Origin of the sequence: Pontibacter populi (assembly GCF_019336435.1) — a bacterium.
GTDB lineage: Bacteria > Bacteroidota > Bacteroidia > Cytophagales > Hymenobacteraceae > Pontibacter > Pontibacter humidus.
In genome coordinates this window covers 13,910-27,946 of record NZ_JAHWXQ010000004.1, presented here as the reverse complement: position 1 = coordinate 27,946, position 14,037 = coordinate 13,910, and the positions used below count along the sequence as shown (strand labels likewise).

Sequence of the window (14,037 nt, the reverse complement as noted above, 5' to 3'; positions counted from 1 at the left end):
ACTTTTGTTGCTGCACCTGCCAAATTACGGATAAATATTTATGTTTTTGGTACGATTGATTTATAGATCACATCATGTATCCTGGTTCTGATATTATACTTTACCAGCTTGGTATTTCCGGCGTCCGGGAAAACCCTGTTAGACAGGAAGATGTAGATCAGGTTATTGTCCGGATCAACCCAGGCAGCTGTGCCGGTAAAGCCTGTATGGCCGAAAGTATTTGGCGAAGCCAGATTAGACGTAGGCCCGTTGCCATCTGGTGCCGGTTTATCCCATCCCAGGCCACGACGACTGGTCTTGTACTGTTTCTTTGCAAATTCTGTAACTACATGTGTGTTAAAGAATTTATGTCCGCCATATTCGCCATTCTGTAAATTCATCTGCATCAGTTTGGCCAGGTCGTTAGCGTTCGAGAACAGGCCGGCATGACCACCAACACCTCCCAGCATAGCAGCCCCCTGGTCGTGCACCGTCCCCCAAACCAACGACTTTCGGAAATAATTGTCATCCTCCGTAGGGGCAATGACTTCGCGTGGAAGCTTTAAGAGCGGGTTATACGTTAACGTGCTCATGCCCAGCGGTGCATACAGGTTCTGATCCAGGAACTCATCTATCGGCTGGTTAAGCATGTGCTCAGCCATTCGCTTCATGATATAAAAGCCCAGGTCGCTGTACTTATACTCGTAGCTTTTCGCATCTTTTTTCTTCGCCAGTAATTTCGAGTTCACGGTCCAGGTCCACAGCGAATCCTCCATAGATTTGATAGAATAGATTCCCGGCGTTACTTCGTTCGGAAACACATCGGTCTGCGTGCTGGCGTAATATACCTGATCTAAGGTGCGGTTATCCATCGTTTTCTGCCAGTGTGGTAAGGTAGCCTGCAAACCGGCCTGGTGCGTCAGAATATCGCGTAAAATCAGCCCTTCTTTATTCGTGCCTTTCAGCTCAGGTAAATAAGTTGATATCTTCCCATCCAGGTTGATCTTGCCCTGATCCTTCAGGAACATAACTGCCTGCAGGGTAGCAGCTACTTTGGTGATAGATGCAATATCATACACGGTATTGTTTGTTACCGGCTTCACTTTTTCGTAGGTATAGTACCCGTAAGATTTATCGAAAACTACAGTTCCATCCTTTACAACTAATACCTGTGCTCCCGGTGTGGCAGCATAAGCAATAGCTTCCAGGGCAATGTTATCGATTTGGGCCAGTACTTTGGAGTCCATGCCTACACTCTCCGGAACACCATATTTCAGGCGACCCAACGATGGCGTTTCGATACCGGTACCTGATTTAAATTTGGTAGATGCGGTAACAGGAAGTTTACCTTTAGCTGCACGTGCGCCAAACAGTGCCTGTGCCATCAGTGATTGCGATACAGGGTTGTCTTCGTAGCCAACAGTCAGCCAGTTTGTGTTTTCAAAGTATTTTAAACTATACGCATTACCCATCACCGCTACGATCACTTTTTTATTAGTGCGGTCCTGCAGGTATTGGATAAAAGCGCGTGTACCTAAGCCGATACCAAAATCTTTAGCAGGCGTGCTGTTCATGTTATGGATACTTACCAGCACCACGTCATGGCCTTCCAGTTGAGGAATAATGTTGGTAAAAACAGAGTCCGGAGCAAAACGGTTGGAAATAGAGAATTTAGCCATCGGCGCATAGTTGCCCAATATCTCCTGAAACTTATTATCCGGCCCTACACCAACTGCCACCGAGGCAATGCTCAGCGTATCGAGGTTACGGAAAGGGAGGAGGTTATTTTTGTTTGCTACTATAGTTACGGCCTGTTCGTATAGTTGCTCCTGCACTACATTTGCCAGCGGACGATCCATGTCCTGCTTCAGGTTGGCAAGCTGTACGGGCTTATAGTTGTTAAGGCCAACCCAATATTTAGCGTGTAGTATTTTACGTACCCGCTGGTATAGTTCCGTTGTATCTATCTGGCCTGCGGCGATAGCGCCTTTGATCTTAGCGATAGCTGTAGGCACATCTTCCGGGAAAAGGAGGACATCGTTACCGGCCATCAGGGCTTTCAGGTCTACTTCACCAGGCTTGTAGTAGCTGGCAACGCCTTTCATGTTCAGGGCATCTGTAAAAACCAGCCCTTTGTACTTCATTTTCTCTTTAAGCAGGCCAGTTACAAGCGGCTTTGACAGGGTAGTTGCCAAATTCTTTGTACTGTCGATCTTAGGAATGTAAAGGTGTGCTACCATCACGCCCATTACGCCAGCTTCGAATGATTTCTTAAAAGGATATAGTTCCACCTCGGTCAGGCGCTTCATATCGTGTTTGATAACCGGCAAAGCAAGGTGTGAATCGGTATCGGTGTCGCCGTGGCCCGGGAAGTGCTTGGCAACAGCTATTACCCCATGGTCCTGTAACCCTTTAATGTAGGCAATACCACGTTTTGTAACTTCTTCCTTGGATTCGCCGAACGAGCGGTTGCCAATAACTGGGTTAGCCGGGTTCACATTTACGTCCATTACTGGCGAAAAACTTACGTTTACACCCAGGCGCTTCATCTTCAGGGCAATCTCCCTGCCCATCATGTACACGTATTTTTCGTCGTTCATGGCGCCCAGCGTCATCTGCTTCGCAAAATTCATCGTGCTATCCAGGCGCATGCTTAAACCCCACTCAGCATCCATGGCGATCAGCATTGGTACTTTGGCCTCGCCCTGGAAGCGGTTATTCAGGCGCGCCTGGCGCTCAGGTCCGCCCTGCATGAACATCAGTCCGCCGATGCCATAACGGGTTACCAGGGTGTCTATCTCCCGGAAATGTTTTTCGTTTTTGTTAGAGTAGGCAGCAACCATAAACAGCTGCCCGATACGCTGGTCAGGAGACAAAGAATTAAAGACACTGTCTACCCAGTTTCGCTCTTTCACGCCCACTACGATTTCGTCTGATGGCGATAACGACATCAGAGGGCCCATCCCAAGGAAAATAAGTATAAACAATCCTAAACTAAAACTCTTAAGCATCCTGTGCAGGTATTATATTATTGGAACAAGTCGAAATTAAGCCTATTTTTGCAAAAGGCAGTTACGGGAAACGGTGGTTAATCCGGCGAATTTAAATGATCTCAAAAGGCTACCCGGGAGCTCATTGGAACTGAGTGGGTGGCTTATCTTTGCAGCAGTGCAAAAGTTTGCTTTTAGCCAGTGCCTTTTTTCGTTAACGCCCTTAAACTCCGAATCCGTACATGCTAATATTGCAAATTTAAGGATAAAAGCAATCGGTCTTCTTATAAGTTTCCGGATGCCATTTCTTAATCGGTCTGTAAATTAGTAATAAATTTTTATCAGAATTAGTTCTGTTTTTACAAATTAGTGAAAGTCAAAAATCCGGCCGCTTTTTAAAAACACCGGATTTTGTGCAAATCGTTTGATTTAATTAGCCAGATACCGGATGCCCGATATTATAAATTTACTGCCAGACTACTTAGCAAACCAGATCGCTGCCGGTGAGGTAGTGCAACGGCCGGCTTCTGTGGTAAAGGAATTACTGGAGAATGCCATTGATGCAAAGGCAACCAGTGTGCAGCTGATCGTGAAGGAGGCAGGCAAGCAATTGATACAGGTAGTGGACAACGGCATAGGCATGAGCGAGACTGATGCCCGTATGTGTTTTGAACGCCACGCCACATCTAAAATAAGAAGTACAGAAGACCTGTTTCGCATCCGTACGATGGGTTTCCGGGGTGAAGCGATGGCATCTATAGGTGCTGTGGCGCAGGTAGAGATGAAGACCAAACCACATGGCGCCGATACCGGCACAAAGCTTATCGTGGAAGGTTCAGCTGTTGTTACCCAGGAGCCTGTTGTAACGCCATCGGGTACAAGTATATGCGTTAAGAACTTGTTTTATAACGTACCGGCCCGCCGTAATTTCCTGAAGACCAATGCAGTGGAGATGCGTCATATCCTGGATGAGTTTCAGCGGGTGGCGCTGGCTTACCCTGAAATTGCTTTCTCGTTGTACCACAACGATGTTGAGGTATTTAACCTGCCATCTGCCAAGCTAAGCCAGCGTATTATCGGTATTTTCGGGAGCAACTATAAAGAGCAGATGGCCCTTTGCGACGAAGAAACGCCGTTCCTGAGTGTGCGGGGTTATATTGGCAAGCCTGAGTTTGCCCGCAAAACCCGCGGCGAACAGTTCTTTTTTGTGAACAATCGCTTTATAAAGAGTGGCTATCTGAACCATGCTGTGATGACGGCTTTTGAAGGGTTGTTACCGAAAGAAAGCTACCCCTTCTATGTGCTCTTTATTGATATTGAACCGGATAAGATCGATATAAACGTACACCCCACCAAAACCGAAATCAAGTTTGACGACGAAAAAACGGTGTATGCTATAGTTCATTCGGCTGTTCGTAAGTCGTTGGGCACGCATAATATTGCCCCGTCGCTGGATTTTGAGGGAGACGTTAATTTTGCACCTTTGCAGCCTATCCGCATACAGAATAACGAAGATGCTTTTGAACAGGAGCGAACCACCTTTGCTTCAGGAGGGTTCTCGGCACCATCGTCAGCACCTAAAAGAATGAGTTCGGCTGGCTGGGAGCAACTATACGAGCCTATCCGTAACCAGCCAACTGGTGAAGAACGCATATCGTCATCGGTAAGTACAAGCTTTTTAGATGATGCTTTTGCTGATAGCCCGGCTACTTCCAATAAAACGCTGCAGGTGCATCAGAAGTACCTGTTGGTGCAGGTGAAATCCGGGATAATGGTAATTGACCAGCATGCAGCGCAGGAACGGATCCTGTATGAAAAGTATGTGGCCTCGTTACAGAAAAAAGCTGTGATCTCGCAGGCGTTACTGTTCCCGCAAACTATAGATCTGTCCCCAACAGATGCTGCGTTGGTAAAAGAGCTGAAAGCGGAGTTTCTTGAGTTAGGTTTCCAGTTCGAGGATTTTGGTGGTAACACGATCATCCTGAATGCGATACCTGCCGATGTGCAGGCAGCAAACGAAAAGGAACTGCTGGAGGAACTGGTAGAGCAGTACAAAAACAATATGGCCACTCTGAAGTTAGACAGAAGGGAAAATCTTGCGCGTGCAATGGCCAAAAGACTGGCAAGCCGTTTACAAACCCGTATGTCGGAACTGGAAATGAACTCGTTAGTAGATAAATTATTTGCCTGCCAGGTACCAAACTATACACCAGCCGGACAGAAAACACTTGTGATCATGGAGCTGAATCAGTTGCATGAGCTTTTCCAGAAAAATTAATTGCTGATTGTTGCCTTGCTGATTGTTGTTCGGCCAAACATAGTAGCAACACAAGTATAAACGCTGGCAACTTACGTAAGCTGACTTTATACTTCAAACGAAATAAAACATGTTCAATATAACTCCTATGGTCAGGAACCTGCTGATCATAAACATAGTAGTTTTTATACTTCAGGGTAATGTTTTTGATGCCCGGCAGTTTGCGCTTTACCACTTCGGCTCCGATTATTTTAATCCTGTACAGTTTTTAACGCACATGTTTCTGCATGGCGGCTGGGGGCACCTGTTCAGCAACATGTTCAGTTTGTTTATTTTCGGACCAATGCTGGAGCGGTTCTGGGGTTCGCAGCGTTTTCTGGCGTTTTACCTGATAACTGGTTTGGGCGCGAGTGTGTTATACTCTGGGGTGCGTGCCTACGAACTGCATGAGTTGCGCGAAAACACAATAGCTTATATTGAAAACCCAAGCCCAGTTGCATTCAACAACTATATGGATGAGCATCTGCGTGAAGGGTCCGGGCGAGAGCTGGCCGTAATGATGAAGCGTAACCCGGATATACCGGAATACACAGAGCAAAGCAAGGCGGTTGTAAGAGAAGTGTACGATACTATTTTTAACAGCCCAATGCTGGGTGCGTCCGGAGCTGTTTTTGGTATTCTGATGGCCTTCGGTATGCTCTTTCCGAATCTGGAGCTGATGCTGCTGTTTTTGCCGGTGCCTATAAAAGCAAAGTATTTTGTAATGCTGTATGGAGCTTACGAACTATACACTGGTTTTAATCGCGTTGCCGGCGATAATGTGGCCCATTTTGCACACCTAGGCGGAATGTTGTTTGCGTATATACTAATTAAAATGTGGCAGCGAAACGATTACCGCGAGTATTAAGTATAGAAACCCTGCGACACGAACTAAATCCCTAATTTGCTCTTTCGAATTGATAAGATACCTGATAATACCCGTGTCACCTAAAGTCTCTTTCCGAGCATCTAAAACATGAGTATACTTCAAGATATAAAAGACGCTTTCCGGCAGCCCAACAACACCCTGAAACAGTTGATTTTGATCAACGTGATCGTGTTTGTCGTGCTGATCGTGCTGCGCCTGTTGCTCACATTTACCATCGGACCGGGTGCCTACAACTACCTGATGAGCTTTGTAGCGCTGCATTCCGATATGGCAACATTTATCACCCGCCCCTGGACGCTGATCTCGTATTTCTTTACGCACCAGGGGTTTCTGCACATTATTTTTAACATGCTGAACCTGTACTGGTTCGGGCAACTGATACGGGAGTACCTGGGCGATAAAAAACTGCTGAGTTTGTATGTAATAGGCGGTATTGCCGGCGGTGTGCTGTATATGCTCAGCTATAACTTTATTCCCTATTTCGAAGACCGTGCTGCCAGTTCAGTTATGATCGGAGCCTCGGCAAGTGTGCTGGCTATAGTTGTGGCAGCTGCTACACTACTTCCAAACTATACGTTTAACCTCATCCTGATCGGGCCGGTCCGCATTAAATACATTGCCTTATTCCTGGTTTTACTTTCTATATCCGGAGCGGTAGGCGATAACGCAGGTGGTAACATTGCTCACTTAGGAGGCGCCCTCATTGGCTGGCTCTTTATTAAACAACTTCAGCGTGGCAGCGATATGGGGCGTCCACTTCACGCTATGTTCGACTTTTTTGGCAGGCTGTTCAGCCGCAGGCCAGAAATGAAAGTTACCCACCGTAAGAATACAACATTTGCAGGCAGATCGAATGGCAGCACCACAACTGTAACAGGCAAGCCAAGCCAGAAAGAGATCGATCTGATACTGGATAAAATTTCCAGTTCCGGTTACGAAAGTCTTTCCAAAGAAGAGAAGCAGAAGCTGTTTCAGGCTAGTCAGAAGGAGTAGTGTAAGGCTGTTTTATTTAGATTAGAGAGAATATAAATCGTCCTATAGTTGCTCTTTTGTCATTTCGAACGCAGAGAGAAATCTATCTCAGCTCATAGTTTGCGATAGTCGCTGATTCGAACCAAACCTTATCTTTCATAGCTTTCTCAAATCCTGGGAGCTCTACTAACTTATTGTTTCAATTTAGCTTTGGTGCCCTCACGGCCGGGAGGCCCCGTCTTTGTGCATCGCGCGGTGTACATTTCTTTTGTTCGTGCCTCACAATACCTGGCGGCACCAGAAATCTACAAGGCGCTCAACCCAAAGACTGTGATCAGTTCGATAGTAAAAGCTATAGTTGAGTGACTAACTATTGTTGCATGGCTTGATCGTGGTAGTAATTCCAAAGGGACAGGTAAACCTGTCCTGTTCACAGGCTGTAACTATAGCAAACTCAGATTTCTCCCGCTGGTCGAAATGACATATTGAAAAGTAGTAGCAGAAAAGTCCCCCTTCGAAGGGGGTAGGGGATGACAAAATCCAACTATAGAACTGTAACTCAAACTATAGCAATAGCAGAAATTCCCCTCTCGGGAGGGGTAGGGGTGGGTTAAATCAGCAAAAATGAAACCATACCTTTAGCTATAGCAAAGGCCGTAAAAGCTCCCCGCCTTAAACAAGGAAGGGTTGGGGGTGGTTGGACATAGAACTCAAACACAAACAAGAACTGCATAGGCTTCCAGTTCTTAACAAAACTGCAAATGCCAATATTCCCCATTCAATCTGATCCTGTGTAAACTCCACTTCAAACAGAATCATGATCAAAATATTATATCCTGATTACTTCATACTTCCGCAACAATTCACCAACTTACCTGATTAACAAAACCCCGTATGCTGTTTTACAGGCCTGCTTTCTGGAAAGTCTGTAACAGAATAAGTACCTTTGGGCCTTTAATTGAAATTACATGCAGGATATAAAAGAAGTGAGCAGCATTTTATCTGACAGAATAACTGCTCTGTCTGAGTCGCAAACGATAGCCATGGCTAAAAAAGCCCGTGAACTGGCTGCACAGGGGCACGATGTGATAAACCTGAGCTTTGGAGAACCTGATTTCCAGACGCCACAATACATAAAAGATGCTGCCAAAAAAGCTATTGATGATGGCTTTACATTTTATACCCCGGTACCTGGTTACCCGGAACTACGACAGGCCATCGCGGATAAATTTAAGCGCGATAACAACCTGGACTATAAACCAGAGAACATAGTAGTATCTACCGGAGCCAAGCAAAGTATTGCTAATGCCGTTATGTGCCTGGTTAACCCCGGAGACGAGGTAATTATTTTCTCACCATACTGGGTATCGTATGAAGAGATCGTGAAACTGGCAGAAGGTGTTCCTGTACAGGTGATGGGCAGCCTGGAAAACGACTTTAAAGTTACACCGGCTCAACTCGAGGCTGCCATTACATCCAATACCAAACTGATCATGTATTCTTCGCCATGCAACCCGACGGGCTCTGTATTTACTGCAGAAGAATTGCTGGGCCTTGCGAAAGTATTGGAGAAATACCCGAAGGTGCATGTCATAGCAGATGAGATATACGAGTACATCAATTTTGAAGGGGAGCATGCCAGCATGGCCAGCTTCGACTTCATAAAGGACCGCGTTATTACCGTAAATGGCTTCTCAAAAGGGTACGCTATGACCGGCTGGCGTGTGGGGTATATTGCTGCTCATAAAGATATTGCTGCTGCCTGCGATAAAATGCAGAGCCAGATCACTTCCGGTACCTGTTCTATAGCTCAGAAAGCTGCTTATGCGGCACTACAGGGCGGAAAAGATTCTGCCATCGAAATGCGTAATGCCTACTTCCGTCGCCGTAACCTGGTGCTGGAGTTAATGAATGATATTCCCGGATTTAAAACCAATGTGCCTGAAGGAGCTTTTTATATTTTCCCGGATGTGAGTTACTACTTTGGGATGAGCTACGAAGGAAAAACAATACAGAATGCCCTGGATCTCTGCATGTATTTACTTACCGATGCCCTGGTGGCGGTAGTTAGCGGCGAAGCATTTGGAGCACCGCAGTGTGTTCGCTTCTCTTATGCTACTTCCGACGAGAAACTGGTAGAGGCGTTGCGCCGCATTAAGGAGAGCCTGGCTAAACTTCAGTAATGGATCAGATCAATAGTTTAGAACATATTTTTGAAGCCTTTAATGGGCTGACCGTGCTTATAGTTGGCGATGTGATGATCGACTCATATTTATGGGGTAAATCAACACGCATATCGCCGGAAGCACCGGTACCTATAGTTAACGTTGTAAAAAGCGAGAAAAGACTGGGTGGCGCTGCAAACGTGGCGTTAAATATTCAGGCCTTGGGTGCAACACCACTGCTTTGCTCTGTGATCGGAGATGATACGGATGGAGGTGATTTCCTGCGTCTTTTAGAAGACAAAGGCCTTTCAGCAGAGGGCATTGTGCAGAGTCCGGAGCGGGTAACAACTATAAAACACCGCATTATAGCCAGTGCCCAGCAGCTGTTGCGCATCGATGCCGAGATAGAAACCGAACTGACAGAATACGATAACCGCCACCTGGAGGAGCGTTATCTGAAGTTGCTGGATAAGGCAGATGTAGTTGTGCTGGAAGATTACGACAAAGGTGTTTTTACAGAAGCCAATATTAAGCGGTTCATCCAGCTGGCCAACGAGCGCAACATCCCAACAGTTATCGACCCGAAAAAGAAAAACTTCCTGAGCTTTGTTGGGTGTACTCTTTTTAAACCAAACCTGAAAGAACTGAAAGAAGGCCTGAAGGTAGAGTTTGCTGACGAGAACCTGCACGCTTTTGAAGGAGCCGTTACCGAACTACAGAAACGCCTGCAAACAGAACAGGTACTGGTAACACTCTCTGAGCGAGGTGTATTTATAGCTGATGGCACCGAAAAGACTTACATCGACGCCCATCACAGGTCTATTTCGGATGTGTCGGGCGCCGGCGATACAGTTATCAGTATAGCTGCACTTTGTATGGCCTTACGTACGTCTGTTCAGTTTCTGGCAGGCCTGAGTAACCTGGGTGGTGGCCTGGTTTGCGAGCAGGTCGGCGTTGTGCCGGTAAACAAGCAACACTTACTGGACGAAGCAAAGAAGGTCAAGCTATTCGAGATGCATGAACAGCGAACCTCTTAACAGGTTTCTATACGGCAGCAAGCTACAGGCTTACGCGCTCATGCGGCGTACGACCTATGTGCTCACCATCCTGTCGGTGGGTTTGCTGATTTATGCGCATGGGGTAGTGGAGAGCCCGGTAAAATTACGCTTTCTGTACTATGCCATCGATGCCATTCTTGCTGTCTTTGTTCTTATTTATTTCCTCCGCATTCTCTATAGTTTTGAGCGTGTAAAATTTCTCCGGCGTACCTGGTTCGAGGGCACGTTAATGGCCATCATCCTGGTAAACCAGGTGGGTACTTACCTGCTCGACTTTCCGGTTGTCTACAATTTATTTGAAGGGATAGGTATTCCGCTTTCTGTGGAAATCTATCGGGTACTGGTGTCTTTGTACATGCTGATGTTACTCATTATTGAGCTGCTCGAGACCAAAGTACACCTTAAAACCCTGCAGGTAAAGCCAGCTATAATTTTCCTGATGAGTTTTATTTTACTGATTGGCATTGGTACTGCACTTTTCATGCTACCCAAAATGACCACTGTTGCCGGAGGTATGCGGTTTATAGATGCGCTGTTCATGGCTACCAGTGCGTCCTGCATTACCGGCCTTACGGTAATAGACCCAGGCACTTACCTGACATTTTCGGGGCAGGTGGTATTGCTTACATTGGTGCAGCTGGGCGGACTTGGTGTAATGACCTTTGCCACGTTTTTTGCTATGCTCATGCGGGAAGGGATTGGCATTAGGCATCATGTGGCTATGTATGAGATCATGGAAAGTGAGTCTATCTCGTTTACCAAAGGCCTGCTTCGCAAGCTCATCATCATGACGCTGTCTATAGAGGCGATCGGGGCGGTACTGATTTTTATGACCTGGGAGTGGAATACAGAGTTTGATGTGATAGGGAGTAAGATCTTCTTTGCTGTTTTCCATTCCATTTCCGGTTTCTGTAATGCCGGTTTTTCGCTCTACCCACAAGGCCTTTATAGTGATCCGCTCCGATCCTGGTATACGATGCACCTGGTAATTGCAGGGCTGATGATCCTGGGTGGAATCGGTTTCCCAACTATAATCGATCTTTTCTCACCGAAGGCCATGCGCGCGCGTATGGAGGCCCCTTGGCGAAACTGGAAACTGTTAACAAGAGTAACCGTGTACACGTCCGCTGGTTTGCTGGCGTTTGGTACGCTTGCCTTTTTCCTGCTGGAGTACTATAATACACTCTCACACCTGAGTTTTATAGAATCGCTTATAGCCTCGTTTTTCCAATCGGCAACAACGCGCTCAGGTGGGTATCATACAGTAGACATTTCAGCGGTGTCAGTTCCTGCCCTGTTAATTATGATGATACTGATGTTTATCGGGGCATCCCCGGGGTCTATGGGTGGAGGTATAAAAACAACAACTTTTACAGTAATTGTACTTTCGGTTTGGCGAACTATAGTTGGCAAGAAGAATGTCGAGATCGGTAACAGAACCATACCTCATTCGGTATCTTACAAAGCCTTTGCGGTTTTTACGTTTGCCGTGGTTTTCAATGTCTTTTTCCTGATCATCCTTTCCATTTCCGATTCCAAGTTTGATATTTTACGCCTGGCTTTTGAGCAGATTTCAGCTTTTGCTACGGTTGGGTTAAGTACAGGCATAACTGCAGGGCTATCTGATATGGGTAAAACTGTAATTATATTGTCTATGTATATTGGCAGGGTGGGTACACTTACGCTGGCACTGGCTATCAGTACGCGGGCGTACACTACAGCTTACAAATACCCGGATACACACTTAGCTGTTGGTTAATTTATAAAGGTGCTTACATTTGCAACTGCAAAATGAATACAGAACAGCTAAACAGAGCACTTTATGGCAGTAAATTAAGGGTTTACGCGCTCATGCGGCGTACGACCTATGTGCTCACCATCCTTTCGGTGGGTTTGCTGATCTATACGCACGGGGTAGTGGAAAGCCCGGTAGATCTACAATCACTTTATTTCGCCATCGATGCCATTCTTGCTGTCTTTGTCTTAATCTACTTCCTCCGCATTCTCTATAGTTTTGAGCGCGTAAAATTTCTGCGCCGTACTTGGTTCGAGGGCACGTTAATGGTCATCATCCTGGTAAACCAGGTGGGCACGTACCTGCTCGACTTTCCAGTCGTCTATAACATCTTCGAGAATATAGGCATACCGCTTTCAGTGGAGGTTTACCGCGTGGTAGTATCGCTTTACATGCTGGTGCTGCTGATTATAGAGTTGCTTGAGACCAAAGTACATCTTAAAACTCTGCAGCTAAAGCCGGGCACCGTCTTTATCATGAGCTTTATACTGCTGATATTGATCGGGACAGGGCTTTTTATGCTGCCTAAAATGACCACGGTGCAGGGCAGCATGCGGTTTATAGATGCTTTGTTTATGGCTACCAGCGCAGCCTGCGTAACTGGTCTTGCTGTGGTAGATCCGGGTACTTATTTTACTTTCTCAGGCCAGGTTGTTTTGCTTATGCTGGTGCAATTAGGTGGTTTGGGCATTGTAACGTTTGCTACTTTTTTCGCCTCCATCATGCGGCAGGGGATTGGCTTAAAGCAACACGTTGCGATGCATGAACTTTTGGAAGGGGAGAACCTGTTTTCTTCCCAGGGCCTGTTAAAGCAGCTTGTAGTGCTCACGTTTGTGATAGAAGGTATTGGTGCAACCATTGTTTTTATGACCTGGGGGCCGCAGGTAGAGTTTCCGAATCTGGGGAGCAAGATATTTTATTCTATCTTCCATGCCGTGTCGGCGTTCTGTAATGCTGGTTTTTCGCTTTACCCGGCGGGCTTTTATACAGAACCTGTGCGCTTCTCCTATATAATGCACCTGGCTATAGCGTTTATTATCATCTTTGGCGGTATCGGTTTCCCAACCATAGTGGATGTGCTTTCCCCAAAGGCTATGCGAACCCGGATGGATGCTCCCTGGAAAAACTGGAAACTACTAACGCGCATTACTATCTATACTTCTGCAGCCCTGATCGCGCTGGGAACTATAGGTTTCTTTTTACTGGAGTACTACAACACATTAGCTGACCTGAGTTTTGCAGAAGCCCTGATCGCTTCTTTCTTCCAGTCGGTGGCTACACGTACTGCCGGCTTTAATTCCGTTGATATTTCGCAGCTAACAACGCCCACTATGCTGATGTTTATTTTCCTGATGTTTATCGGGGCATCGCCAGGCTCTACAGGTGGTGGTATCAAAACAACAACATTTGTGGTAATTCTGCTGGCGGTAATAGCAACTATACGCGGCAAAAAAAACCTGGAAATTGGCAACCGTTCCATTCCGCATTCAGTGGCTTACAAAGCTTTTTCAGTTTTTGCATTCGCTGCCATACTTAATATGGTCGCCGTATTTATACTTACTATTTCAGATGGGCAGTTTGATGTCATAAGGCTGGCACTGGAGCAGGTTTCCGCATTTGCTACTGTAGGCTATAGTACAGGTATTACAGCTGCATTATCAGATATGGGTAAAATGGTACTGATACTCTCGATGTACATTGGCAGGGTTGGTACCTTAACACTGGCGTTAGCTCTCAGTACCCGTGTTCCATCTTCAGACTATAAATACCCGTCAGCCCATTTGCCGGTAGGATAACCTTTATAGTTAGAGAGTTAGTGAGTTAAAGAGTTAGAAAGTGATAAAAGAGAAAGGCCTGCAGCAATTGCAGGCCTTTCTCTTTTGGTTTATGTCA

At 46.1% G+C, this 14,037-nt stretch carries 8 protein-coding genes; 7 read left to right on the top strand and 1 reads right to left on the bottom strand.

Going from position 1 to position 14,037, the window contains the following annotated elements; genetic code table 11:
* Positions 1-38: 38 nt before the first annotated feature.
* Positions 39-2,990, bottom strand: coding sequence for a glycoside hydrolase family 3 N-terminal domain-containing protein (locus KYK27_RS14000; RefSeq protein WP_233150451.1), 2,952 nt, complete (start codon positions 2,988-2,990; stop codon positions 39-41).
* A gap of 427 nt (positions 2,991-3,417) precedes the next feature.
* Between KYK27_RS14000 and mutL the strand changes: the two genes are divergently transcribed.
* The 7 genes from mutL (at position 3,418) to KYK27_RS13965 (ending at position 13,940) form a co-directional block, all read left to right on the top strand.
* Positions 3,418-5,247 carry a DNA mismatch repair endonuclease MutL gene (mutL, locus tag KYK27_RS13995; protein ID WP_199110684.1) on the top strand — a complete coding sequence of 610 codons (1,830 nt, stop codon included), beginning with the start codon at positions 3,418-3,420 and terminating at the stop codon, positions 5,245-5,247.
* Positions 5,248-5,356: 109 nt separating this feature from the next.
* Complete coding sequence (locus KYK27_RS13990) at positions 5,357-6,133, top strand: rhomboid family intramembrane serine protease (RefSeq protein ID WP_199110683.1); 777 nt, start codon at positions 5,357-5,359, stop codon at positions 6,131-6,133.
* A gap of 108 nt (positions 6,134-6,241) precedes the next feature.
* On the top strand, positions 6,242-7,147 hold the full coding sequence (locus KYK27_RS13985; RefSeq protein WP_199110682.1) for a rhomboid family protein: 906 nt from the start codon (positions 6,242-6,244) through the stop codon (positions 7,145-7,147).
* A gap of 947 nt (positions 7,148-8,094) precedes the next feature.
* The gene (locus KYK27_RS13980; RefSeq protein WP_199110681.1) at positions 8,095-9,309 is read left to right on the top strand and encodes a pyridoxal phosphate-dependent aminotransferase; all 1,215 of its coding nucleotides are present in this window, start codon (positions 8,095-8,097) and stop codon (positions 9,307-9,309) included.
* Positions 9,309-10,328 (top strand): bifunctional heptose 7-phosphate kinase/heptose 1-phosphate adenyltransferase, encoded by a 1,020-nt coding sequence (locus tag KYK27_RS13975; protein ID WP_199110680.1) that lies wholly within the window; start codon positions 9,309-9,311, stop codon positions 10,326-10,328. The genes KYK27_RS13980 and KYK27_RS13975 overlap by 1 nt, the downstream gene beginning before the upstream one ends.
* Positions 10,309-12,108, top strand: a complete 1,800-nt coding sequence (locus tag KYK27_RS13970) for a TrkH family potassium uptake protein (protein ID WP_199110679.1) — start codon at positions 10,309-10,311, stop codon at positions 12,106-12,108. Before KYK27_RS13975 ends, KYK27_RS13970 begins: the two co-directional genes overlap by 20 nt.
* A gap of 32 nt (positions 12,109-12,140) precedes the next feature.
* Positions 12,141-13,940 carry a TrkH family potassium uptake protein gene (locus KYK27_RS13965; protein WP_199110678.1) on the top strand — a complete coding sequence of 600 codons (1,800 nt, stop codon included), beginning with the start codon at positions 12,141-12,143 and terminating at the stop codon, positions 13,938-13,940.
* Positions 13,941-14,037 lie beyond the last annotated feature (97 nt).

Coding starts and splice junctions, on each gene's coding strand:
- KYK27_RS14000 (WP_233150451.1), bottom strand. CDS start 2,990: ATGCTTAAGAGTTTTAGTTTAGGATTGTTTATACTTATTTTCCTTGGG.
- mutL (WP_199110684.1), top strand. CDS start 3,418: ATGCCCGATATTATAAATTTACTGCCAGACTACTTAGCAAACCAGATC.
- KYK27_RS13990 (WP_199110683.1), top strand. CDS start 5,357: ATGTTCAATATAACTCCTATGGTCAGGAACCTGCTGATCATAAACATA.
- KYK27_RS13985 (WP_199110682.1), top strand. CDS start 6,242: ATGAGTATACTTCAAGATATAAAAGACGCTTTCCGGCAGCCCAACAAC.
- KYK27_RS13980 (WP_199110681.1), top strand. CDS start 8,095: ATGCAGGATATAAAAGAAGTGAGCAGCATTTTATCTGACAGAATAACT.
- KYK27_RS13975 (WP_199110680.1), top strand. CDS start 9,309: ATGGATCAGATCAATAGTTTAGAACATATTTTTGAAGCCTTTAATGGG.
- KYK27_RS13970 (WP_199110679.1), top strand. CDS start 10,309: ATGAACAGCGAACCTCTTAACAGGTTTCTATACGGCAGCAAGCTACAG.
- KYK27_RS13965 (WP_199110678.1), top strand. CDS start 12,141: ATGAATACAGAACAGCTAAACAGAGCACTTTATGGCAGTAAATTAAGG.